At 58.5% G+C, this 24,191-nt stretch carries 22 protein-coding genes, 2 pseudogenes and 1 riboswitch; of the genes and pseudogenes, 12 read left to right on the forward strand and 12 right to left on the reverse strand.

Annotation, left to right across the window (positions count from 1 at the left end; translation table 11 throughout):
- Positions 1-23 precede the first annotated feature (23 nt).
- From metW to thiC, 9 genes and pseudogenes are all read right to left on the reverse strand, one after another.
- Complete coding sequence (gene metW, locus IPP88_05335) at positions 24-605, reverse strand: methionine biosynthesis protein MetW (GenBank protein MBL0122163.1); 582 nt, start codon at positions 603-605, stop codon at positions 24-26.
- Complete coding sequence (locus tag IPP88_05340) at positions 602-1,705, reverse strand: homoserine O-acetyltransferase (protein MBL0122164.1); 1,104 nt, start codon at positions 1,703-1,705, stop codon at positions 602-604. The genes metW and IPP88_05340 overlap by 4 nt, the downstream gene beginning before the upstream one ends.
- A gap of 298 nt (positions 1,706-2,003) precedes the next feature.
- Positions 2,004-2,735: a TetR family transcriptional regulator C-terminal domain-containing protein gene (locus tag IPP88_05345; GenBank protein MBL0122165.1), complete on the reverse strand. Its 732-nt coding sequence runs from the start codon at positions 2,733-2,735 to the stop codon at positions 2,004-2,006.
- Positions 2,659-3,300 carry a uracil phosphoribosyltransferase gene (upp, locus tag IPP88_05350; protein ID MBL0122166.1) on the reverse strand — a complete coding sequence of 214 codons (642 nt, stop codon included), beginning with the start codon at positions 3,298-3,300 and terminating at the stop codon, positions 2,659-2,661. Before upp ends, IPP88_05345 begins: the two co-directional genes overlap by 77 nt.
- 32 nt (positions 3,301-3,332) lie before the next feature.
- Positions 3,333-4,584, reverse strand: a pseudogene (locus IPP88_05355) (URC4/urg3 family protein).
- A gap of 24 nt (positions 4,585-4,608) precedes the next feature.
- The gene (locus IPP88_05360; protein ID MBL0122167.1) at positions 4,609-5,850 is read right to left on the reverse strand and encodes a GTP cyclohydrolase II; all 1,242 of its coding nucleotides are present in this window, start codon (positions 5,848-5,850) and stop codon (positions 4,609-4,611) included.
- A gap of 149 nt (positions 5,851-5,999) precedes the next feature.
- The gene (thrH, locus tag IPP88_05365; GenBank protein MBL0122168.1) at positions 6,000-6,617 is read right to left on the reverse strand and encodes a bifunctional phosphoserine phosphatase/homoserine phosphotransferase ThrH; all 618 of its coding nucleotides are present in this window, start codon (positions 6,615-6,617) and stop codon (positions 6,000-6,002) included.
- A gap of 269 nt (positions 6,618-6,886) precedes the next feature.
- Positions 6,887-7,702, reverse strand: coding sequence for a hypothetical protein (locus tag IPP88_05370; protein MBL0122169.1), 816 nt, complete (start codon positions 7,700-7,702; stop codon positions 6,887-6,889).
- A gap of 146 nt (positions 7,703-7,848) precedes the next feature.
- Positions 7,849-9,744, reverse strand: coding sequence for a phosphomethylpyrimidine synthase ThiC (thiC, locus tag IPP88_05375; GenBank protein ID MBL0122170.1), 1,896 nt, complete (start codon positions 9,742-9,744; stop codon positions 7,849-7,851).
- Between the two features lie 46 nt (positions 9,745-9,790).
- A riboswitch (TPP riboswitch) is annotated at positions 9,791-9,893 on the reverse strand.
- A 136-nt stretch (positions 9,894-10,029) separates the two neighbouring features.
- On the opposite strand from thiC, the gene IPP88_05380 reads away from it, so the two are divergent.
- The 7 genes and pseudogenes from IPP88_05380 to IPP88_05410 all read left to right on the forward strand — a co-directional run bounded on the left by IPP88_05380 (position 10,030) and on the right by IPP88_05410 (position 16,318).
- On the forward strand, positions 10,030-10,974 hold the full coding sequence (locus tag IPP88_05380) for an HlyD family efflux transporter periplasmic adaptor subunit (protein ID MBL0122171.1): 945 nt from the start codon (positions 10,030-10,032) through the stop codon (positions 10,972-10,974).
- Positions 10,971-12,037 (forward strand): annotated as a pseudogene (locus tag IPP88_05385) (ABC transporter ATP-binding protein). The gene IPP88_05380 and the pseudogene IPP88_05385 overlap by 4 nt, the downstream one beginning before the upstream one ends.
- The gene (locus IPP88_05390; protein MBL0122172.1) at positions 11,928-13,034 is read left to right on the forward strand and encodes an ABC transporter permease; all 1,107 of its coding nucleotides are present in this window, start codon (positions 11,928-11,930) and stop codon (positions 13,032-13,034) included. Before IPP88_05385 ends, IPP88_05390 begins: the two are co-directional and overlap by 110 nt.
- Before the next feature lie 107 nt (positions 13,035-13,141).
- On the forward strand, positions 13,142-13,786 hold the full coding sequence (locus IPP88_05395; GenBank protein MBL0122173.1) for a TetR/AcrR family transcriptional regulator: 645 nt from the start codon (positions 13,142-13,144) through the stop codon (positions 13,784-13,786).
- 96 nt (positions 13,787-13,882) lie between these two features.
- Positions 13,883-14,548 (forward strand): protein-L-isoaspartate O-methyltransferase, encoded by a 666-nt coding sequence (locus tag IPP88_05400; GenBank protein MBL0122174.1) that lies wholly within the window; start codon positions 13,883-13,885, stop codon positions 14,546-14,548.
- Between the two features lie 20 nt (positions 14,549-14,568).
- On the forward strand, positions 14,569-14,886 hold the full coding sequence (locus IPP88_05405) for a sulfurtransferase (protein MBL0122175.1): 318 nt from the start codon (positions 14,569-14,571) through the stop codon (positions 14,884-14,886).
- Between the two features lie 106 nt (positions 14,887-14,992).
- Entirely contained in the window at positions 14,993-16,318 is a 1,326-nt protein-coding gene (locus IPP88_05410) for a TolC family outer membrane protein (GenBank protein MBL0122176.1), read from the forward strand.
- Between the two features lie 6 nt (positions 16,319-16,324).
- Here the strand turns inward: IPP88_05410 and IPP88_05415 are convergent, their stop codons facing one another.
- Entirely contained in the window at positions 16,325-17,608 is a 1,284-nt protein-coding gene (locus tag IPP88_05415; GenBank protein ID MBL0122177.1) for a 3-deoxy-D-manno-octulosonic acid transferase, read from the reverse strand.
- 4 nt (positions 17,609-17,612) lie between these two features.
- Complete coding sequence (gene waaC, locus IPP88_05420; protein ID MBL0122178.1) at positions 17,613-18,593, reverse strand: lipopolysaccharide heptosyltransferase I; 981 nt, start codon at positions 18,591-18,593, stop codon at positions 17,613-17,615.
- 100 nt (positions 18,594-18,693) lie between these two features.
- Here waaC and IPP88_05425 point away from each other — a divergent pair, with 100 nt between their 5' ends.
- The 5 genes from IPP88_05425 to rfbD all read left to right on the forward strand — a co-directional run bounded on the left by IPP88_05425 (position 18,694) and on the right by rfbD (position 22,992).
- A complete protein-coding gene (locus IPP88_05425; protein ID MBL0122179.1) occupies positions 18,694-19,464 on the forward strand; it encodes a glycosyltransferase family 2 protein in 771 nt (256 codons plus the stop codon).
- A gap of 110 nt (positions 19,465-19,574) precedes the next feature.
- Positions 19,575-20,645: a dTDP-glucose 4,6-dehydratase gene (rfbB, locus tag IPP88_05430; protein ID MBL0122180.1), complete on the forward strand. Its 1,071-nt coding sequence runs from the start codon at positions 19,575-19,577 to the stop codon at positions 20,643-20,645.
- Positions 20,642-21,523: a glucose-1-phosphate thymidylyltransferase RfbA gene (rfbA, locus tag IPP88_05435; protein ID MBL0122181.1), complete on the forward strand. Its 882-nt coding sequence runs from the start codon at positions 20,642-20,644 to the stop codon at positions 21,521-21,523. The genes rfbB and rfbA overlap by 4 nt, the downstream gene beginning before the upstream one ends.
- A gap of 9 nt (positions 21,524-21,532) precedes the next feature.
- On the forward strand, positions 21,533-22,084 hold the full coding sequence (rfbC, locus tag IPP88_05440) for a dTDP-4-dehydrorhamnose 3,5-epimerase (protein ID MBL0122182.1): 552 nt from the start codon (positions 21,533-21,535) through the stop codon (positions 22,082-22,084).
- A complete protein-coding gene (rfbD, locus tag IPP88_05445; GenBank protein ID MBL0122183.1) occupies positions 22,084-22,992 on the forward strand; it encodes a dTDP-4-dehydrorhamnose reductase in 909 nt (302 codons plus the stop codon). The genes rfbC and rfbD overlap by 1 nt, the downstream gene beginning before the upstream one ends.
- Before the next feature lie 33 nt (positions 22,993-23,025).
- Here rfbD and IPP88_05450 read toward each other — a convergent pair whose 3' ends face one another.
- Positions 23,026-23,871 carry an IS30 family transposase gene (locus IPP88_05450; protein MBL0122184.1) on the reverse strand — a complete coding sequence of 282 codons (846 nt, stop codon included), beginning with the start codon at positions 23,869-23,871 and terminating at the stop codon, positions 23,026-23,028.
- Positions 23,872-24,191: the final 320 nt, after the last annotated feature.

Here is a 24,191-nt window from a genome sequence, read left to right on the forward strand (position 1 = left end):
ACTTGGTGTACTGGTCAGCCAGGCTACTTCGCGAAGCGATACAGCGCCAGCGTCCCCAACAAGTTCGGCAGCACCGGTTGCTCGCGATCATGGTTCATCACCAATCGGCTCAGCACCCGCAAGTGCTTCCGTGCGCAGAACGCATCGAAATCTGCCACCGTGCACATGTGCACGTTCGGCGTGTCGTACCACTGGTAGGGAAGATTGTCGGAGACCGGCATGCGGCCATTGAGAATTTGCCAGCGGTGTTTCCAATAGCCGAAATTGGGAAAGGTAACGATGGCTTCGCGGCCGACGCGCAGCATTTCGTCGATGACGGCTTCGGTGCGTTTCATCGCCTGCAGGGTCTGGGAAAGAATCACGTAGTCGAACGCGCCGTCGTCGATTTCCTTCAGGCCGGATTCGAGGTTGGACTGAATCACGTTCACGCCATTGGCCACGCATTGCAGAATGCCGGCGTCGTCATTCTCGATACCGTAGCCGATGATGTTGCGGGTCTCCTGCAGATTCACCAGCAATGAGCCGTCGCCGCAGCCGAGATCCAGCACCGAGGTGCCGGGCTGGATCCAGTTGGAGATCGCTTCAAAGTCTTTGCGGGTGATCACGTCGCGACCCTCGCCAGAAACGCCCTTACCACGCCGAGGTACTGCGGATCATCAAGCAGGAACGCATCGTGGCCGTGCGGCGCTTCAATTTCCGCGTAGGTCACGTTCTTCTTTTCGTGCAGCAGCGCCTTGACGACTTCACGCGAACGCGCCGGTGAAAATCGCCAGTCGGTGGTGAATGAGATCACCAGGAATTTCGCGCTTGCCGGCGCCAGCGCCATGGCTAGGTTGCCGCCGTAGTCACGCGCCGGGTCGAAATAATCCAGCGCCTTGGTGACGCGCAGATAGGTGTTCGCGTCGTAATACTCGGAAAATTTTTCGCCCTGGTAGCGCAGGTAGGACTCGATCTGAAACTCCGGTTCAAAGGAAAACTTCAGCCCTTCGCGCAGGCCGCGGCCAAATTTGCTTTCCATCTGGTCGTCGGAGATATAGGTGATGTGTCCGATCATGCGCGCGACGGTGAGGCCGTTCTTGGGCTTCACATGCAGGTCGCCAAAGGCGCCGCCATGAAATTGCGGATCGGTCATGATCGCTTGGCGCGCGACTTCATTGAAGGCAATATTCTGTGCCGACAGATTGGGTGCCGCCGCAATCACCAGTGAATTCGCCACGCGATCCGGGTAGCGATACGCCCAGCACATCGCCTGCATGCCGCCCAGCGAGCCGCCCATCACCGCGGCCAATTTGCCGATACCGAGTTGTTCGATCAATCGCAAGTGCGAATCGACCCAATCCTCCACCGTGACCAGCGGAAAATCCGCGCCGTAATGGCGACCGTTGTCGGGATTGGTCGACAGCGGACCGGTGGAGCCGAAGCAAGACCCGAGATTATTCACGCCAATGACATAGAAGCGGTTGGTATCCACCGGCTTGCCCGGGCCGATCATGTTGTCCCACCAGCCGACGTTATTGGGTTCGTTCTCGTACGTGCCCGCGACATGGTGCGAGGCATTGAGCGCGTGACAGATCAGGATGGCATTGGATTTGTCGGCGTTTAACGTGCCGTAGGTTTCAAACGCCAGATCGTAGGCGCGCAAGGTCGCGCCGCTGGCCAGCGGCAGCGGCTCGGCGAAATGCGCGGACTGTGGTGTTGCGATCATGTCATGACGATCTGTGCGATCTGGATGAACAAAACAAAAAAGCCCGACAGCTTTTGCTATCGGGCTTTCTGAATTCAGATAGCCGCTTTAGCCGGATTTATTGGGGGCCGCCTTCTGGCCTCCGCGCCCGCAAGCTGATCGTCAAATCGGCGCAGTTCCAAAGTTACGCCAAGTGTGGCGTCATGTCAAATCGATAAAACTGCCAAAGACGCCATCTGGCGCGGCGTTCCGGCCGAAAACCATCGGAAAGGAGCGCCAGTGCTTGAGTTTGAAAAGTTGCAACCCATCCTACGGTCACTCACCTATCACGGACGCCGCAGCCTTTGAGCACCAACGTCACCAATTGCTCCGTAGCATGATCAAGCTCCGCCCGCGTAAGTCGTGATTTTCCAAGCACCGCACAAACCTGCGGCTGAAAATCGGCATAGGTCTGCGTCGCCGCCCAGATGGTAAAGAACAAGTGACGCGCATCGATGCGATCCATCAAACCTCTGTCCGCCCAATGTTCGATGACCCGCGATTTCTCGTCCACCAGCGCCTTGAGTTCATTGCGCAGGTAGCCGCCGATATGCGGCGCGCCGTGCAGCATTTCGTTGGCGAACACGCGCGAGGCATCGCGGTGGGTGGCAGTCAAGCGCATCTTGGCGCGAATGTAATCGCCCAGCGCCTGCGCCGGATCGGCGTCGTTCCTGATGCCGTCGGTCTGCGCCAGCCACAGGCTCAGCGTGTGGTCCAGCACCGCGCGGTAGAGCGCCGCCTTGGTGCGGAAATAGTAGTGAAGATTCGCCTTCGGCAAGTCGGCGAGTTCCGCAATGGCGGCCATGGTGGCGCCGGAAAAACCGGCGCGGGCAAACACCGCCTCAGCAGCAGCGAGAATATCCGACTCCGCTGCGTGGCGGATATGCTCCTTGCGGCGCAATGCGACGGGGCTTTCCGCCGCTGCGCGCAGCGCCTCAGCGCGTGCCAAAGATCCGGTCACCGGCGTCTCCCAGTCCCGGCACGATGTAGCCGTGGTCGTTAAGTTTTTCATCGAGCGCGGCGGTGGTGATGCGTACGTCGGGGTGGTGTTCCAGCAGATTCTTCACGCCTTCCGGCGCCGCCAGCAGGCACACGAATTTCAGACTGGTTACGCCATATTCCTTGAGGCGATTCAACGCGGCCACGGCTGAATTGCCGGTCGCGAGCATGGGGTCGACGACGATGACCATGCGATCGGCAATGTCGTCCGGCACCTTGAAGTAGTACTCCACCGGCTCCAGAGTTTCCGGCGCGCGGTACAAGCCGATATGTCCCACGCGCGCGAGCGGCAGCAGTTCCAGCATGCCGTCGAGCATGCCGTTGCCGGCGCGCATGATCGACACGATGCACTGCTTCTTGCCGCTGATGATCGGCGATTCGATCTCGGTCATCGGCGTGAAAATGCGGATATTTTCGGTGGGAAGATCGCGTGTTACTTCGTAGGCCAGCATCTGGCTGATTTCTTTCACCAGACGGCGGAATCCTGCCGTTGAGGTTTCCTCGCGGCGAAGAAACGTGAGTTTGTGTTGCATCAATGGATGCGAGATGACAGTCAGGTTCGGGAAATCGGGGTGCATCGTGTTCTCCTTTTTTGCTTCTTTTCGGCAAATCAAAAAACCGTGCCGTCGCTATTGATTTGAACCGGCGGCGCGCCACCGGCCCGCTTTTGCGCGGCGATCTTGCGGCCTGCGGCCCAAGTGCCGCCTTCGAGCACGCGCGCCAGTGGGAATTGCGATGCCGTGAGGCCGAGCACATTGCGTACCAATGGTGCAAGCCGGTCCAGTCCGGCCACCGTAAGCGCGCGCCACTCGACGATGGCGGGCTCGTCCACCGCCAATGAACGCGTCTGAAACGAGGGATCGCGCGCCTCGATGACGCCGAGATCCAGCAGCAATCCGCCATTGCGATATTCCGGCAGGCCGGTGAGGTCATCGAGACCCGTCACGGTAAGCCCCGCTTCTTCGAGCGGCTCAAGCAGCGAATAGGTGAGCCATTGCGAGAGCTTGTGGAACGGCACGCGTCCGCCCTCGGCGGTGGGATGCGGCCAGCAGTCGCCCAGCGATACACCTTCGAACATCATGCGACCGGGCCACATCGGTCCCAATGCGCGCAGTACCGTTGCGAGAATGAAACCCGCCTCGATTTTATTATGGGTCGCGTGCGATTTCAGGTAGTCGTACAGATTGCCGAGTCGTGCTGGAGAACCAAACACGGCGGGCGTGGCGGTGGCGATATCCCCGAGCCGCGCGAGCAATGCCGCGCGTCCGTCCAATCCGACCAACGGGTTGCCGGCGCTGACCTGAAACGCATGGGCAATATCGTCCGGCTGGATGCGTGACAGCGCATTCGCATCGCTGCGCAACGGCTGCGAGCCGTCGCCGGAAAGTGTGCCCGCCGTAAACAACGCGAGGCTGGCAACGCCGAGACCTTCCGAGCGGGACAGCGTCTGACCGGTTGCCGCATCGTGAAATCGCCAATCCGGACCCGGTGCCCGCATCAAGTAACACGCTCGGGATGACCAGATCAATGCGTACGCGCGCCCGTTCATCTTTCTGCTCTAGTGCATCGAGTCCGTGCACACGCCTGATTTCGCCCCATCGATCCACGCCGCCCGCTTCAAAGTGCCGCCAGCGGCTGTGATACGGAACCGACAAGTCTGGATAGCGCTCGCGAATCACTTCTGTCACGTAGGCTGCCGTCGCGGGCAGTTGCTCCGCGTGCCAGATGAAGTAAGGGGAATCACCCTTGACCACATGCGCCATGATCTGTTCGCAATGACGCCGCACGGCTTTTGCGTTCAACAAGGCCGCGGCAGGATGATCATCCGGCACATACGTATGCCAGCCCCGCGCATCACTCATGTTGGCGACCCCGCACCGCGAAGCTCATTCTTCCAGTCCGCGACCCTTCGAAACGGCGAGCTCTTCCGCATCGGGCATGTAATTGGAAAAATAACCGGCGGCTTTTTTCGCGTCCATTTCGACTTTGGCGTCTGCCGGAATCAGTTCGTCGGGGATCGGCACGCGCTCAACGACCTCGATGCCCTGCTCGACCAGCGCGCCATGCTTCATGTCACTCATCGATGCCCAACGGTCGATGCGGGTGATGCCCAGCCAGTGAAACACATCGGGCATCAACTCCTGAAAGCGCATGTCCTGCACGCCCGCGACGCACTCGGTGCGCGCGAAATAAGTCTCGGCGCGGTCGCCGCCCGCCTGGCGCTTGCGCGCGTTGTACACCAGGAACTTGGTGACTTCACCCAGCGCGCGGCCTTCCTTGCGGTTGTAGATCACCACACCGACACCGCCTCGCTGCGCCATATCGATGCAGACTTCGATACCATGGGCGAGGTAAGGGCGGCAGGTACAGATGTCGGAGCCGAATACATCCGAGCCATTGCATTCGTCATGCAGGCGGCAGGCGATTTTCGTTTCGGGCTTGCCGAGCTTGTTCACGTCGCCAAAGAAATAGAGCGTCATGCCACCGATAGGCGGCAGGAAAACCTTCAGGTCTGGTCGTGTCACCAATTCGGGAAACATGCCGGCGGTTTGTTCAAACAGCGCGCGTCGCAATGCGCTTTCCTTGACCTTGAATCGATTCGCGAGGCCGGGCAAATACCACACCGGATCGATCGCCGCCTTGGTGACTTTCACATCGCCATTGGCGGTGAGGATGTCGCCGTCAGGCTTCAGTCTGCCGGCGACCATGGAGGCCTTCAATTCCGGCATGTTGATGTGCGCCTTGGTGATCGCAATCGTCGGCCGCACGTCAGCACCCGAGGCAATTTCCGCCGCGAACGCGCTGGCGATGAGATGCCCCCACGGGTCCATCGACACGATTTTGTCGGGGTCAGCCCACTGCGGATGCGGGCCGATCGACTCGGCCGGCGCGGTGTCCGTCAGGTCGGGACGGTGATCGCGCTGTAGCGCACCCGATGCCACCGCCAGCGCACGATAGACCGCGTACGCGCCCGAGTGCGTGCCGATCGCGTTACGCTGCGTCGGATCGGTGAGGCTGGCGATGACCGGCCCGCGTTCAGTCGCCGTCGGCGCACCCCAGCGGATATCAAAAAACGAACCGGCGCGCCGTGCTTTCGGATGCGAACTGAGAACGATGTGATCGGACATGCGGCGTCTCCAATGCTGACCGGGTGGTCAGGATTGTAGCGTGATTTGCGTTTCGGCTTCGCGAGTTGGGAACGGGGCCGATTGCAAGTGACAAACGTGCGTCAAGCCAGACGAAGCGAAGAAACGCCCGGATCCCCGAACGGCATGCCCTATGCAACAGGAAGCCGCGCCGCCGCCTCACTAAACGCCGCCCGCAACGCATCGTAATCGCGCGTAACCGGAAACTGCGGAAACTCGGCAATCACATTCGCCGGCGGGCAAAAGAAAATTCCTGCGTCCGCCGCGCCGAGCATCGCGGTATCGTTGTATGAATCTCCTGCCGCGATCACGCGGAAGTTAAGCGCTCTGAACGCATTCACCGCGTGGCGTTTCTGGTCGGGCATCCGCAGGCGGTACCCGCTCACCATGCCGCTTTCGTCGATGACGAGCTTGTGACAGAACAGGGCGGGATAGCCGAGATGACGCATCAGCGGCATGGCGAATTCATAGAACGTGTCGGACAGAATCGTCACCTGAAAGCGTTCGCGCAGCCAGGCGACGAATTCAATGGCGCCAGGCAGCGGCGCCATGCCGGCGATCACTTGCTGGATATCGGGAAGCCCCAGCCCGTGTTGCTTGAGAAGCGCGATGCGAAAGCCCATGAGCTTGTCGTAGTCGGGCTCATCGCGCGTGGTACGCGACAACTCCGGGATGCCAGTTCGCCTGGAAAATTCGATCCAGATTTCAGGGACAAGTACACCTTCAAGGTCAAGGCAGGCAATGTGCACGGGGGCTCCAGTCGGCGGGTTGATCGGCCAATTCAGCGGCTGGCGGACTGTAACCGCTCCTAGCGCGTGCCGACGCGCGCCGATTGCGGCGGCGGTCGACATTTTTCGTTTCTTTATTGATGCTTCCGTATTTCACGACAGAGATCGCGTCGCCTTGCTCACCTCGCATCCCCCCAGAGAAGGGTCGTGAGGGGACGCGCTGCACTTATGGGGAGTTCTCAATAATTCCAACAGCCTGCTGGCGCGATGCAGCGCGGAGGAAATGGCGATCAGAGTCCGCCGCGCCCTTCCTTCGCATGAAATGCCTGCGCCGTATCCCAGGCGATACCCTGCAGGAATGTCGCGACATCGGCAGGAAGACCGGCTGTGTATTTCAGGCCATTTGGATTGGTCTTGTAAACCGACGCGACCACCGTGCATGCGGCAAGATAGGTTCCCATCAAGCTCGGATGGCGCTTGTCGGTAGCATAAAGATTCAGATCGGGTCGGGCGGCGATTGACTTGGCAAATGCCAGGCCTGCAGGCACCACGAGCGCATTGTTCTGTTTGCCCGCTTTGACATATTCGGCGGCGAGTTGTGCGGTCATTTCCGGCTTGTCCTGATACGCCCATGACATGAAGAGAATCGGTGCGGCGCCATGCTTGCGCGCGGTGGCGCTGTGCTTGGCGGCGTATTCGTAAAAGATCGACTGCAGCTTCGGGTGAATCGGACACTGGCTGCAATCCATCATCATCACGCCGTCAAAGGGCTTGTCAAACGTATTGAACTTGACTTCATTGTCACCGACAAAAGAGTAGCTCGCGACGCCGCCCGGCTTGAAGTGCGCCTCGACGTCATGCCAGTTGATGCCGGAACCGCTGATGGTTGCCGAACTCGCGCGCAGGCCCTTTGCGCCGCTGGCCGACAAGAGCTGTCCGACATGGCCATGCATGGAATTGTTGTAATAGAAAAAACTGTTGCCGACCCAGAGCAGGGATTTGACCTCGGTCGAGACTGTCAGGGGTGGTGTACTGACCTGGGCAGTCGTACAGGCTGAGAGTATTGCAACGCTTGCGAGTGCGAATAAAGTTGAGCGAATCTTCATGGGAGTCCTGTCTTGAGGTTGCCGTAAGAATTGTCTTGAATTGAGTTCAAACCCGAACGCCGCATCATACAGCCGTGAGATGCGCGCCGGCCGAATACTATGGCTTGTCACGCGGGTGGGGTTTTCCTGCTTGTTGCGCCTGTTTACTAAGCCTTGTGATAAATCTCCGCGCCCTTCTTTACAAACTCGACCGCCTTTACTTCCATCCCCTTCTTTAGCGCCGCTTCATCGCTCAGTCCTTCGGCTTTCGCGAAATCGCGCACGTCTTGCGAAATCTTCATCGAACAGAAATGCGGGCCGCACATCGAGCAGAAATGCGCGAGCTTGGCGCCTTCCTGCGGCAAGGTTTCATCGTGGAATTCCTTGGCTTTTTCCGGATCGAGGCCGAGATTGAATTGATCATCCCAGCGAAATTCAAAGCGGGCTTTGGAGAGTGCGTTGTCGCGGATCTGCGCGCCCGGATGACCCTTGGCGAGATCGGCGGCGTGGGCGGCGATCTTGTAGGCCATGATGCCGTCCTTCACGTCACTCTTGTCCGGCAGACCGAGGTGTTCCTTGGGTGTCACGTAGCAAAGCATTGCGGTGCCATACCAACCGATCATCGCCGCGCCGATGGCCGACGTGATGTGGTCGTAGCCGGGCGCGATATCGGTGGTCAACGGGCCGAGCGTGTAAAAGGGCGCTTCGTGGCAATATTTCAATTGCAGGTCCATATTCTCCTTGATGAGGTGCATCGGCACGTGGCCGGGACCTTCGATCATGGTCTGCACGTCGTGCTTCCACGCCACCTGCGTGAGTTCACCCAGCGTTTTCAGCTCACCGATCTGCGCCTCATCGTTTGCGTCATAGCCGGAACCGGGGCGCAATCCATCGCCCAGCGAGAACGACACGTCGTACGCTTTCATGATTTCGCAGATGTCCTCAAAGTGTGTGTAGAGGAACGATTCCTGGTGATGCGCGAGGCACCACTTGGCCATGATCGAGCCGCCGCGAGAAACGATGCCGGTCATGCGCGTTGCGGTCATCGGGATGTAGCGCAGCAGCACGCCGGCATGGATGGTGAAGTAATCCACGCCTTGCTCGGCCTGCTCGATCAACGTGTCCTTGAAGATTTCCCAGGTCAGTTCCTCCGCCTTGCCATCGACTTTCTCCAGCGCCTGGTAGATCGGCACCGTGCCAATCGGCACGGGCGAATTGCGGATGATCCACTCGCGGGTTTCGTGGATGTTCTTGCCAGTGCTCAAGTCCATCACTGTGTCGCCTCCCCAGCGGGTGGACCAGGTCATTTTTTCCACTTCCTCGTGAATGGACGAGGAGAGTGCCGAATTGCCGATATTGGCGTTGATCTTCACCAGAAAATTGCGGCCGATGATCATCGGTTCCGATTCCGGATGATTGATATTGGCGGGAATGATCGCGCGGCCACGGGCGATTTCGTCGCGGACGAATTCGGGCGTCATCAATTTTGGAATCGAGGCACCGAAAGATTCGCCGGGATGCTGTTTGGTGAGCAGCTCCGACAGTCCATCGCGCCGCTGGTTTTCGCGGATGGCGATGAATTCCATTTCCGGCGTGATGATGCCCTTGCGTGCGTAATGCATCTGCGAGACGTTCATGCCGGACTTGGCGCGTCGCGGATGGCGCTTCAGGTTGAAGCGCATGTCGGCAAGCTTCGGGTCGTGCAGGCGCGCAAGACCGTATTGTGAAGTGATGCTGGTGAGTTGTTCGGTGTCGTTGCGTTCTACGATCCACCTTTCGCGCAAAGGGGACAAGCCCGAGCGGACGTCGATCTTCACCTTCGGATCGGTATATGGACCGGACGTGTCGTAGACGAAGATTGGCGGATTCTTCTCCCCGCCCATACCGGTAGGTGTGTCGCTTTGCGAGATTTCGCGCATTGGCACGCGGATGTCGGGGCGCGAGCCTTCAACGTAGATTTTGCGCGAATTGGGCAGGGGTTGAACCGCTGCTTCGTCGACATGAGCCGTGGACTCGAGGAATTTCGCGGATGTGGAAACGGAAGTGGAAACTACAGCATTCATGTTGCGCTCCATAAACAATTGCGGAAGCGCGAAGTGATAGAAATCAAGCCTATCTGCTTCGCTTTCCTACGCCGGTATCAGCCGGTTCAGGTTCGAGGGTGTCTCTCATCCGTGTGCCAGTTGGCGACACGGAACCCCTAGCGATCCGCATACGATACGCGAACGCTCCACGGCGCGCAAACCGCGTTCATCAAGAATCATTGCCATGGCCGCATAATGACAAACGTCGCGGTTATTGGGCTGCCATATTCCTGCGAATCCCCAATCCCATCAGGGAGCAAGCAAATGAAGCATGTATTTTTCATGGGCGTTTTTGCGGTCCTCTTGTTGGGCTGTCAAAAAAGCACCACCGATGTGTATCCCGGCTACGCCGAAGGCGAATATGTCCGCCTGGCGGCGCCCTTCGCCGGCAGCCTCGCAGTGCTGAACGTCAAGCGCGGCGATCAGGTCGCGGCTAACGCACCGCTGTTCGCGTTGGAACAGGAGAACGAGCGCGCCGCACGGGACGAGGCGGCCGCGCGGCTCAAACGTGCGGAAGCGCTGATGAGCAATATCGGCACCGGCAAGCGCCCGGATGAAATCGCGGCGGTACGTGCCCAACTTGCCCAGGCCGATGCCGCGCAGAAACTTTCCGCATCTGAACTCGCGCGCACCGAGCCGCTGGTCGCGGCCAAGTTCCTGTCTCCGACAAAACTCGATGAGGCGCGGTCTGCCCTCGAACGCGACCGCGCGCGCGTCGCGGAATTGAATTCACAACTCAAAGTCGCACAGCTCGCCGGCAGGCCCGCCGAACTTGCTGCGGCTGCCGCAGAGGTAAAGGCAGCGAGCGAATTTCTGGTGCAGGCCGACTGGAAACTTTCACAAAAGTCGCAACGCGCACCGATGGCCGCCACTGTCGTGGACACGTTGTACACGCGCGGTGAATGGGTACAGGCCGGCGCGCCGGTGGTGTCACTGCTGCCGCCGGAAAATATCAAGCTGCGATTCTTCATTCCGGAAAAACTGCTCAGTACCATCAAGGTCGGGCAAGCCGTACAAGTCACCTGCGATGGCTGCGCCGCACCGGTTTCGGCGTCGGTTAGCTTTATTTCGCCGCAGGCGGAATACACCGCGCCGCTCATTTATAGCAAAGAAAATCGCGCGACATTGGTGTTTCTGGTCGAGGCGCGGCCAAAAGCTGAAGACGCGGTCAAGCTGCACCCCGGACAACCGGTTGAAGTGAAGCTGTGAACACACGGCCCGCTGTAATTGATGTGAAGGGCTTGACCAAGCGCTATGGCGACCGCGCAGTGGTGGACAATTTTTCCATCAAGGTCGAGCGCGGGCAGATTTATGGTTTTCTTGGTCCGAACGGAAGTGGCAAGACCACCACGATTCGTATGCTTTGCGGCCTTCTCACGCCGGACGCCGGTGAAGGGCAATGCCTGGGTTTTGACATTCGCCGCGACGCGCTGAAAATCAAGCGCGAGGTCGGATACATGACGCAGCGTTTCTCGCTTTACGAAGATCTGAGCATTCGCGAAAACCTCGACTTTATCGCCCGCGTATATGGGGTCAAAGATCGCAAAGGCGCAGTGGACAAAACCCTCAATCGACTTGGCCTTGCCGCGCGTAAAGATCAATTGGCCGGCGCGCTGTCTGGAGGATGGAAGCAGCGCCTGGCGCTCGCCGCCTGCCTCATGCACACGCCGAAATTGCTGCTGTTGGATGAACCCACGGCCGGCGTTGATCCGAAGGCGCGGCGCGAATTCTGGGACCAGATCCATGACCTTGCCGCCGAAGGGTTGACGGTATTGGTGTCGACGCACTACATGGACGAAGCCGAGCGTTGCCACGAACTCGCGTATATCGCATACGGAAAACTTACTCGCCAAGGGCACCGCCGCCGAAGTGGTCGCGCAGTCTGGCCTTTCCACGTGGGCGGTGACTGGAGAAGGGCTTGTATGCGCTGGCGCGGGCATTGCGGCCCCTGCCCGGAGTGGACATGGTGGTGCCCTTTGGCACCACGCTGCATGTCAGCGGCGGTGACGCGGCGACGCTGAAACAGTCGCTGGCGCCACTTCGCACGCAGGCCCGGTTTGGTGTGGACGGAAATCGCGCCAGGCTCGAAGACGTATTCATCGGCCTGATGAGTACTGCCAGGATAATTTCCAGTGAGTGGGTTCTTTTCCTGGCGACGTTTCATGGCGGTCTTGATGAAGGAGTTCGTGCAAATGAAGCGCGACCGGCTCACCTTCGCCATGATCGTTGGCGTGCCGATTCTTCAGTTGGTGTTGTTCGGGTTTGCCATTAATACCGATCCCAAGGGCCTGCCGGCTGCGCTGGTGGCCGCCGATGAGAGTCCCTTCACGCGCTCGTTGGTCGGCGGACTCGAAAACTCGCAATATTTCAAGTTTACCCATCGGGTCGCGAGCGAAGCCGAAGCGGAGGACTTGCTCAAGCGCGGCGAGGTGCAATTCGCGCTGGTCATCCCGCCCGACTTCTCGCGGAAACTGCAGCGCGGCGAACATCCGCAACTACTATTGGCGGCTGATGCCACTGATCCCTCGGCCACCGGCAATGCGCTGGCGGCGCTAACCCAGATTGTGCGCCAGTCGCTCAACCGCGAATTGACCGGACCGCTGCAATCTTTGCAGACCGCTGAGTTGCCGGTGGACCTGCGCGTTCAGCGCCGCTACAACCCGGAAGGAATCACGCGCTATAACATCGTGCCCGGCCTGATGGGAGTGATTCTCACCATGACCATGATCATGATGACTGCATTGGCCATGACGCGTGAGCGGGAGCGCGGCACCATGGAAAACCTGCTGGCCACACCGGTGCGGCCGCTTGAGGTGATGGTCGGCAAGATCGCGCCGTTCATTATTGTCGGCTACCTGCAGGTGAGCCTGATTCTGATGGCGGCCAAGTTGTTATTCGGCGTGCCGATGGTGGGTAGCCTCGTGCTGTTGAGCGTAGCCTTGGTCGTGTTCATTGCTGCCAACCTAGCGGTTGGGTTTACCTTTTCCACTGTTGCGAGAAACCAGTTGCAGGCGATGCAGATGACTTTCTTTTTCTTCCTGCCTTCGATGCTTTTGTCCGGGTTCATGTTCCCGTTTCGCGGGATGCCGGACTGGGCACAGGTAATCGGTGAGGCGTTGCCGCTGACCCATTTTTTGCGAATTGTGCGCGGGATATTATTGAAAGGTAACGGGCTAGCTGAAGTGCTGCCGGAACTATGGCCGATTGCGGTGTTCATGGCCGTAGCCGGCGCTGTGGCGCTAAAGCGCTACCGACAGACGTTGGACTAGTCCACGAGTATTGAAGGCCACTGTTCCGCTGGCGCACATCGAGAGAAACTTGACGACGCTAGCGCGCGCGAGTATCTTAATGACCAATTGGTCAGTTATGAAACTTCATGTCATCCGCTGCAAAAATACTTGAACCGCGCTGGGAGCGCCGCAAAGATGCAAGGCCGGGCGAACTCGCTGCCGCCGCACTGGATCTGTTTGTCGAGCGTGGATTTGCCGCGACCCGACTTGACGATGTGGCCCGTCGCGCAGGCGTATCCAAGGGCACGCTGTATCTCTATTTTGATAGCAAGGAAGATCTTTTCAAAGCGGTCATCCGCGAAGGTTATGTCTCACGCATTACCGAATTTGCTGAAAAAATGGAGCACTTCCAGGGAAGCAGCGCGGACCTGATACGCGAACTGGTCAATAGTTGGTGGACGCAAATAGGGGCCACAAAACTGGCGGGCATCACGAAGTTGATGATGTCGGAAGCGGGAAATTTTCCCGATTTGGCCAATTTCTATCACGACGAAGTCGTCGTACGCGGTACAGGGCTTTTCGCCGCCGCTATCCAGCGCGGTATTGCATCGGGTGAGTTTCGCAAGGTCGCGCTGGACTACGCGCCAATCGTCGCGTGTGCGCCCGTCATCATGTTGATGCTGTGGCGGAATTCCTTTGATTTGTGCGGCACGCACCAAATGGATTCCACCGCATTTCTCGACGCTCACACCGACATGTTGCTGCATGCACTGGCCGCCGAAAAAACCTAGCCCTTGCAGACCGTCACGAATGTCGGCCCAGTTTTGTTAAGATATCGCACCGAAAACAACCATCACGACAACCGGCAGGCACCTCAAATGACATCCATGGATTTCGAGAAAGCGCGTTTCAATATGGTCGAGCAGCAGATTCGCCCGTGGGAGGTGCTGGATCAGGATGTGCTCAATTTGCTCTTCACCGTCAAGCGTGAAGATTTCGTGCCAATGGCTTATCGCGCCATTGCGTTCACCGACATGGAAATCCCGCTTGGCCATGATCAGGCCATGATGCCGCCCAAAATTGAGGCGCGTCTCTTGCAGGAAGTGGCGCCGAAATCGGGTGAAACCGTGTTGGAAATCGGCACAGGCAGCGGATACCTTACCGCTTTGCTGGCCAAGTGCGCCAAACACGTCACAAGCATCGAGTATTTTGAAGATCTCAGCAAGAGTGCGGCTACCCGGCTCCATGCAGCAAATATCACCAATGTCGTGCTCAAAATCGGTGACGCCGCGCAGTCTCCGGACACGCTCCTCGACGCGCAAGCCAGATTCGATGTCATCGTCCTGACCGGCTCGGTTCCGACGGTACCTCAAGCGTATCTTCAGAGGCTGAATGTGGGTGGGCGTTTTTTCGCCGTGGTCGGTGATGCACCGGCAATGAAGGCCACGCTGATCACCAAAACCGTTGAGAACCAGTTTGCGTCAGTGGAAATATTCGAAACCGTGATACCGCCGCTGATCAACGCGGCGCAGCCATCGCGCTTCAATTTCTAGCCCGGATACCCCTACAACAAATGACCGTTCAGGAGCTGAAGACTGCGCTGACGACTGCCGATACCAATGAACGGCCCTTGTTGCTCGATGTCCGCGAGCCTTGGGAATGGCATTTGGCAAGGATCGACGGCAGCCAGCATCTGCCCATGCGCGAGATCCCGACGCGGGTCGATGATCTCGACAAGTCGCATCCCACGGTCGTAATTTGTCATCACGGGGTGCGAAGTCTGCAAGTCATCGCATTCTTGCAGCGCCAAGGCTTCGCGAACCTGCATAATCTGCACGGTGGTATCGACGCGTGGGCACGCAATATCGACCCGGCCGTGCCTGTTTACTGAAATCCGTTGCCAACTCCAAAAACGTCCAACACATTCTTGCCATTGCGAACTTTGGCGAATGAATTCCAGGGCACCCAGAAAGCCAACAATGAAAATCATACCTTCCATGACGCGCCAGGCAAAATTCCGCGTAACACTCTCCGCGGCACTCTTTGCGACCACACCACTATTTGCCGCTGATCTGATCGACGTCTACCGCGACGCGCTCTCACAGGATCCCGTCTACTCCTCTGCCCGCTATGCCTATGAATCCGGCAAAGAGGCATTGCCGCAGGCTCGCGCCGGCGTGCTGCCATCCATCAGCCTTGCGGCGGGGATGAACCGCAATCACCGCGAAACGGAAGGATTCCCCAACCTGGATTACAATGCACACAGCTACACTTTGTCGCTCTCACAGCCACTGTTTCGCATGCAGAACTGGATCGCCGTGGACCAGGCCGGATTGCAGGTCAAACAATCCGAAGCCGTGTTTGCCGATGCCAGCCAAAATTTGATCGTGCGAGCCGCGCAGGCCTATTTCGACGCCCTGCTTGCGCAGGACAACGTTTCTCTTTCCGGCGCACAGAAAACCGCGATCAGCGAGCAACTCGCGCAGGCAAAACGCAATTTCGAAGTCGGTACCGCGACCATCACCGACACCTACGAGGCGCAGGCGAAATTTGATCTGGGCGTGGCCAAGGAAATCTCCGATTTGAATGATCTGGAAATCAAAAAGCGCGCTCTTCAGCAGTTGATCGGCAAGATGCCCGCCACTTTGGCGCCATTGCGAGACAACCCCGGGTTGGCACTGCCACAACCGAACGAAATGGAGCAATGGGTCAAAGCCGCCGAAGAAGCCAGCCCCGTTATTGCCCAACTGCGTCTGGCCCATGAAATCGCCACAAAGGAAGTTTCCCGAAACAAGATGGGACATTGGCCGACGGTGGATTTGACCGGCAGCTACTCAAACGGTAATTCCCCACTCACGACCGCGACGGGTTCACTGAACTCCTTGGTTGACACCAAAACCGGCGTGATCGGGTTGACCCTCAATATTCCTCTCTATCAAGGAGGCGGCACACAGTCGAGGATTCGTCAGGCCCTGTCCAACAAGGACCGGGCTGAACAGGATCTGGAGAACACGAAGCGCGTGGTCGCACAAAACGTTCGTCAGAGCTATCTTGGCGTCACCAATGGCGTGTCGCAGGTCAAGGCACTGGAAGCCGCACTGGTGTCAAACAAATCGTCGCTTGATGCCACGGTCCTGGGCAAGGAAGTCGGCGTGCGCACCAATGTGGATGTCCTGAACGCGCAGCAGCAACTGTTCCAGGCGCAGCGCGATCTTCAGCAGGCGCGGTACAACACTATTATTTCGCAATTGCGCCTGAAGTCCGCGGCAGGCCGCCTAAAAGAAGACGATTTGGCTGAAGTAAATCGGCTGTTGGCGAAGTAGTCCCTGTCAGATCTTTGCATTCAACAATGGGGCGATCAGCCCCATTGTTTTTTCAGTCGCGCCCGCGTGTGCGCCAGCAAAAGCAAAGGCGGCCTGCGATGCCGTCTCGCAAATATCCTCGTGCAGAAGCAACTCCCTGGCCGCGCGCATGACGGCATATGCGTCGCTGGCCTGCCGCATTGCGCCCGCCTCGCTCGCCAGCCGTGCAGCGTCCGAAAAATTGAAGGTGGATGGCCCCATGATGACCGGCTTGCCTTGTGCGCAGGCCTCAATGAGATTCTGCCCGCCCAACGGCAGCAGGCTACCGCCGATGAACGCAACATCGCACAAGGCAATGTAGGCGGCCATCTCACCCATCGAGTCACCAAGCCAGACCTCGACATCGGCAGGTAGGCGGTCAACCAGACTTCGGCGCCCGGCACTGAGCTCAGCCAGCAATATCAACTTGTACACCGCATCAAATCGCTGAGGATGACGTGGCACCAGCACCAGCAGGAGATGCTTGCGCTCCACGACAGAAAAAACATTCCGGTAAGCATCGAGCAGCAACTTCTCTTCGCCTTCACGGGTGCTGGCCGCCAGCAGCACGCGCTTTTTCTCGTCAAGGCCATCGCGCCACTGGCGACCACGCGTAGCGAGCGAAGGATCGACTGGCATGTCAAATTTGATGTTGCCGGTGACAAACGGATTAGTCGCGCCAAGTGACGCCAGACGCTCGGCGTCCGCAGTTGATTGCGCCCCCACCGCGCGGAGCGACTGCAGTGCGTCGCGAATCAGTGCACGGACCGGCGCAAAGCGCGCGTACCCACGCCTGGATCTCTCGCTAAGGCGCCCGTTTACAAGGGCAGCAGGCACATTTTCGGCGTGACATGCGGCCAGCAAGTTCGGCCAGATTTCGGTTTCCATGATCATCAAGACCGAGGGCCTGAAGTGAGCAATGAATCGCCGATGCAAGCGGAAGAAATCGTAAGACAGATAAATGCACTCGACGGTATCGGCATATAGCTCGCGCGCGGTTTCGCGACCCGTGACGGTCATGCAACTGATGACTATCGGGCGACCGGGATAGGTCAATCGCAGGCGATTGATCAAGGGCTGTGCGGCACGCATTTCGCCAACTGACACCGCATGAATCCAGAGGCTGGTGCGGCGTGGCGCTTGACTATATCGCCCCCAGCGTTCGCCCATGTTTTCCCAATAACCGCGCTGCCGGAAACCACGCACAAGCAAGCGCAGAAGTATCAGGGGTATCAACAGTAGTAGCAGCAGAGAGTAGACGAGGCGCAGCATGGATTTATCTCTGCTCCGGCGAATTCAAGCAAGGCAGTAGCGCCTGCCAGACGGCGTCGACATCCGGCATCAAAGGTGCCTTTTGGCTGCCTCCGCCGAGATTGATCGCCATATCGCCGCCAAGTAATCCCGTCAGTCGCGGCTGGGTGGAAATGTAAATGCCAATCGTTGGCCGCCCCAACGCGACGGCCAAATGTGCGAGGCCTGTGTCCACTCCGATCACAATGGTGGCATGCGCCAGCATGGCGGCGGCCTCAGTCAGCGTCATGCGCGGCGGCACAATTGCGTGCGGAAGCGCTTGGGCAATTCGCTGGCCGGTTTGCCGTTCTTGGTCGTTTCCCCACGGCAACAATATGCTGAACCCGCGCGCCAGCAGGCGCGTACCAAGCTCAACCCATGCGCGGTCGGGCCACATTTTGTCGGTGCGGCTGGTGGCATGCAAGAAAACCACGTAAGGCGTCACCGGCAACCACGCGGGTGACATTGCCGGTGCGGAAAGTCCGTAATCGACCGGCTCGGAAAGCGCATAGCCGAACGCGCTGCTCGCCAGCATGCGATTGCGCGTGACTGCGTGTTGTTCCCGGGGAATACCAATGCGTTGGTCGTACAAGCGCGCCGCCATTGGCTCACGTACCGAGCTTGCCGAGTAGCCGGCGACGGGTCCGTCCGCCCAGCGGGCCACCCAGGCGCTTTTGATAAGGCCCTGCGTATCCAGAATCTGCTCGTAGCGCTGTCCGGTGAGACACGAGCGGCTGGCCAAAAAATCGCGCCATGCCGCGGCAGACCACCAATGCTTCTTGAGTGCGCGCATTGGGATCGGCAGTATGTTCTTTACTGCCGGATGCATGGCGACAATTTCCGCATAGGGTGACTCAACCGCCCAGTCAATTTCGGCATCCGGACGTGCGCGGGCCAGATCGCTGACAACCGGCAGGTTGTGGATCACGTCGCCTAATGACGAAAGCTTGACCAGCAATACACGCATCGCCCGATTGTAACGGAGCCGCTGCGGTCGATTACAATTCGTCTCAACGCGACAACCGACCTGATGGACTTTCTGACGTACTTTTTGATCTTCCGATACCGTGCCCGCACAAAAAATACCACTTTCTGTCGTTATCATCGCCAAGAACGCTGCTTCGCTGATTGGCGCGTGTCTGGAAAGCGTCGGTTTTGCCCAGGAAGTACTAGTTGTGGATTCGGGCTCAGAGGATGAGACTCGCGCGATTGCGGATGTGATGGGGGCGCGGGTAATCGAAAAAGAATGGCTGGGCTTCGGCCAGCAAAAACAGTTTGCCGTGACGCAGGCGAAGCACGACTGGGTGCTATGCCTGGACGTCGACGAACGCGTCACCCCCGAACTCGAGTCCAGTATTCGTGCCGCCCTGGTGACATCGACGGCGGCGGCACACAAGGCGTTTCGTATGCCGCGACGCAATCGTTTCCTGGGCAAGTGGCTCACGCACGGTGAAGGTTATCCTGACTGGTCGTTGCGGTTGTTTCACCGGCAGCACGCGAGCTGGAGTAACGACCCGGTGCACGAAGCGGTGATCACGACGGCCGATGTCGGCGAGTTACAAGGTGATCTTTTGCACGACTCGGCCGAAGATGTCACCACCTACCTGCAAAAACAGAACCGCTATTCATCGTTGCATGCGGAAGCGCTGTTTCAGCAGGGCGTGCGCGCCGGGTATCTAAAATTGTTCCTCAGTCCGCTGGCGCGCTTCATCAAGTTCTACTTCCTGCGCCTGGGATTCCTTGACGGCGGACCGGGATTCGCCCATGTGGCTGTGGGCTGTTTCGCGGCTTTCGCAAAGTATGCCAAGCTGATAGAGCTTCGAAACAAGGCGTCCTGAGGCGATTCAGCCTCTGGCCAGGTGCGGGGGCACTGCTAAAATGGCCGTCTGACATCAGATGCAGACATTTGTCGCGGCGTCGAAAAGTACTCGGGCATTCGGGAAACTTCATGATTATCGTTACAGGCGGTGCCGGTTTCATCGGTTCGAACTTTATTCACGCCTGGCTGGCCAACGATGCCGGGCCGGTATTGAACCTCGATAAGCTAACCTACGCGGGCAATCTGATGTCGCTGGCCGACGTGGCGGATGATCCCGGCTATCGATTTGTCCAAGGCGACATCGGTGACAGGGCGTTGTTGAATGCGCTATTGCGCGAAGTACGACCAAAAGCCATCGTCAATTTCGCCGCCGAAAGTCACGTCGACCGTTCGATCCACAGTGCCGGCGAATTCATCCAGACCAATGTGGTCTGTACGTTCAACCTGCTCGAAGAAGTTCGCGGCTATTGGGAAACGCTGCCTCAAATTGAACAAGCATCGTTCCGGTTTTTGCACGTCTCGACCGACGAAGTCTACGGTTCGCTCGGGATGGCGGACGCGGCTTTCACCGAGCAACACAAGTACGAGCCCAACAGTCCGTACTCGGCGTCAAAAGCTGCTTCTGATCATCTGGTGCGCGCTTACCACCACACCTACCACCTGCCGGTGTTGACGACGAACTGCTCGAACAATTACGGCCCATATCATTTTCCGGAAAAGCTGATTCCGCTCATTATCCTGAATGCTTTGGCGGGGAAAACGCTGCCTGTCTATGGGGATGGCAAGAACGTGCGTGACTGGCTCTACGTGACCGACCATTGCGCTGCCATTGAACAGGTATTGGCAAATGGACGCCCGGGCGAGACCTACAATGTCGGCGGGCGCAATGAACGCACCAACCTGGAGGTGGTGAACACCATTTGCACGTTGCTGGATGAATTGGCACCCCGATCCGACGGACAGCGTTACGCAACCCAAATTGCTTTCGTCGCCGACCGTCCCGGTCATGACCGGCGTTACGCCATCGATGCAAGCAAACTTGAGCGGGAACTCGGCTGGCGCGCCAAAGAGACCTTTGACAGCGGCATACGCAAGACCGTGCAATGGTATCTCGCCAATCAAGCTTGGACGCAAGCCGTGACCCGCGGCGACTACCGGCAGTGGATGCAACAACAATATGGAACGAAAGTCAGCGCATGAAGCGAAAGGGAATAATTCTCGCGGGTGGAAGCGGCACGCGTCTCTATCCGGTCACGCAGGTGGTATCCAAGCAGTTGTTGCCGATCTACGACAAGCCGATGGTCTATTACCCGCTGTCAACCTTGATGCTGGCGGGCATTCAAGACATCCTCATCATTTCCACGCCGCACGATACCCCGCATTTTCAGGAATTGCTGGGCGACGGAAAGAGGTGGGGCATGTCGCTTTCCTACGCCGTCCAGCCTTCGCCAGACGGATTGGCACAGGCGTTCCTCATCGGGAAGGAGTTCCTGGCGGATGATGACTCAGCGCTGATTCTTGGCGACAACATTTTCTACGGACACGATCTCTCGCTCTCGCTGCAACGAGCGCGCGATAAATCCAGTGGTGCGACGGTATTTGCGTATCCAGTCAATGACCCCGAACGTTACGGCGTGGCGGAATTTGACGCGGATGGCAAGGTGATTTCACTGGAAGAAAAGCCCGCGCGTCCCAAATCGCGCTATGCCGTGACGGGTCTCTATTTCTACGACAGTCAAGTCTGTGAACTGGCGGCCACATTGAAGCCATCCGCACGCGGGGAGCTTGAAATTACCGATCTGAATCGCCTGTATTTGCAGCAGGGAGCACTGACCTGCGAGGTAATGGGCCGCGGCATGGCCTGGCTGGACACCGGCACCCACGAGTCGCTGCTGGAGGCGTCGCAGTACATCGCCACTATCGAGCGCCGTCAGGGCCTCAAGGTCGCCTGCCCCGAAGAAATCGCCTATCGCCGCGGCTGGATTTCAACCGCCGATATTGAAGTCCTCGCCAAGCCAATGCTCAAGAACGGCTACGGCCAGTACCTGATGCAAATGCTCACCGAGCGCGTGTTTTAAGGGGGGCTGATGAACATTATCGATACCGCCATCGCCGACGTGAAGATCATTGAGCCCCGAGTCCATGGCGACGCGCGCGGGTTCTTTTTCGAAAGTTACAACGAACGCGCGTTTCGGGATGCCACCGGCGTGAACGTCGGCTTTGTTCAGGATAATCACTCCAAGTCGGCAAAGGGCGTACTGCGGGGATTGCATTATCAGATTCAGCAGCCACAAGGCAAATTGGTGAGGGTGGTGGGGGGCGAGGTTTTCGATGTGGCCGTCGACATGCGCCGGCTGTCGCCCACGTTTGGCAAGCATGTCTCTGTGCGTTTGTCGGCTGAAAACAAACGCATGCTCTGGGTGCCAGCAGGCTTCGCGCATGGATTTCTCGTCACGTCTGACAACGCCGAGTTTTTGTATAAAACGACCGATTACTACGCGCCGCAACACGACCGGTGTCTACTCTGGAATGACCCGGCGCTTGGTATTCAGTGGCCGCTTGATGAAGTCGGCCCGCCGCAACTCAAGCCGGCAGACCTGGGCGGCAAGCGGCTTGCCGACGCCGACGTATTTGCGTGATGACAGTCTCCGTCGGTCGGCCCCGAATCCTCATTACCGGTCGCGAGGGACAATTGGGCTGGGAACTCGCGCGTGCCTTTGCGCCACTGGGCGAGGTGTTCGCATTTGATCGAGTGGGCCTGGACCTGTCAATGCCGGATGCCATACGCGCGCGTTGCCGGGAAGTCAGTCCATCGCTGATCCTGAATGCTGGCGGCTATACTGCCGTTGACAAAGCGGAGAGCGAGCCCGAACTTGCGAGACTTATCAATGGTGATGCGCCGGGTATCCTCGCCGAAGAAGCCAACCGCCTGGGCGCGCCCTTGATTCACTATTCGACTGACTACGTTTTCGATGGTAACGCAACGATACCTTACCAAGAGGATGATGCGACCGCCCCGCAAAGTGTCTATGGACGCACCAAGTTGGCCGGCGAACAAGCCGTGACTGCGGTGGCGAAATCGCATCTGGTACTCCGTACGAGCTGGCTCTACGGCAATCGCCGGCAGAATTTTTTTTTGACCATGTTGCGTCTCGCACACGAGCGCGATGAACTTCGTGTCGTGGCCGACCAGATCGGCACGCCGACTTGGGTGCGCCCGGTGAGTGAAGCCACCGCGCAATGCGTGACCGCGACGTCAACAGCCGCACGAATCAGTATTCCCTCGGGCATTTATCATCTCACCGCAGCGGGACATACTTCCTGGCACGGCTTTGCCTCGGCCATACTTGAAAGCACATCCGATGAACCGCGACGCGCGACTCGCGCTGTCGCGATTTCGACCGCCGACTACCCAACACCCGCCAAGCGCCCTGCGTATTCGGTGCTATCACTGGCCAAGCTGCAGTTGGCGTCTGGTATCACACCAGACGATTGGCGCGTGCAGTTGGCGGGTTGTATCGCTGAGCGAAAAGACATCAAACCCTAGCACTGACGGGGTGTTGCAGCCTTTTTCGCCAATTCAAGTACGAGTCCCGACGCGCGGTTGGCGGTTGAATGCTACCTCATAAGGGGTGAGGAATCCCAGGCATTTGCGCGGTCGATGGTTGTACTTTTCTTGAAGACGCCTTAGATTTCTTGGTGTCAGATTGTCCATGCTGACGCCTTTGGGAAGATCGATGCGCAGCACGCCGATCTGGTTTTCATTGGTGCCGCGCTGGTTGGGCGAGTAGGCGGCGCAGACGAGCGCCTTGTCCCCCAGGATGTCACCGGTGGCGGTGAACTCCGCGCCCCGGTCGGTGGCGACGGTTTCGAAGGGCAGGCCGTTATTTTCAAGCCGACGCTTGATCCTGTTGACCGTTGGCACGGTTTCGCCCCCATGGAGAAGCACCAATTCCCAGTACAGACTCCTGCGCTCGACCATGTGCAGGACGCGCTTCTTATCCTTCCGCTTGCCGGACATGGTGTCAGCCTCCCAGTGGCCGGGTTCGATCCGCAGGTTGGCATCCTCGGGCCGTTCATCGATCGACCGCGCCTTGCCAGGCCATCGGCGGCGCGCGGGACGCTTCATTTGTGCCCGCGCCTTGGTGTGGTGCAGAAACTGCCGCCAGCCGTTGCGGTCCGCCGCCGCGTAGATCGCCGGAATGCTGATACGCACTTCATGTGCGATGCACCCCAGCCGGCCGCTGACCTGCTCCGGCGACCAGCCTTCCCTTAGCCGCTCCCCAACCTGCCGCCATACCTCGTCCGGCTTCCTCACGCTATTCGCCGCGCTGCGCGCAGCAGCGGCGGCACGGTTGACCTCGGCAACATGCGGGCAATATTGACCCCGACCGTCCCGACCGCGCTTGAGCTCGTCGTAAATCATTGAACGGTCACGCTTCAACTGACGCGCAATCCGCGTCGGACTCATTCCTCCCAACATCGCGCTGTGAATCAGGTATCTTTCCTCCAAGGTGAGGTGTGTGCCACTCATTTCGGTCTCCTTTCGTCTCAGAAACAAAAGGGTACCGCGGCTTCACTCCTCACCCCCTAAATTCACCAGAAAAGTGTCGGGACTCGTTGTTTAACTCGCGTTTTCACCTGGTTAGCCGCGCCAGTGCTAGGGTTTCTTCTGGATGCGAGCGGTTATCTCGATTCTGCGTAGTTGCGAAATGATCCCGACGGTATCGTTTTCTATACACAACG

It is taken from the genome of Betaproteobacteria bacterium, from assembly GCA_016720925.1.
In the GTDB taxonomy this organism is placed as follows: domain Bacteria; phylum Pseudomonadota; class Gammaproteobacteria; order Burkholderiales; family Usitatibacteraceae; genus UKL13-2.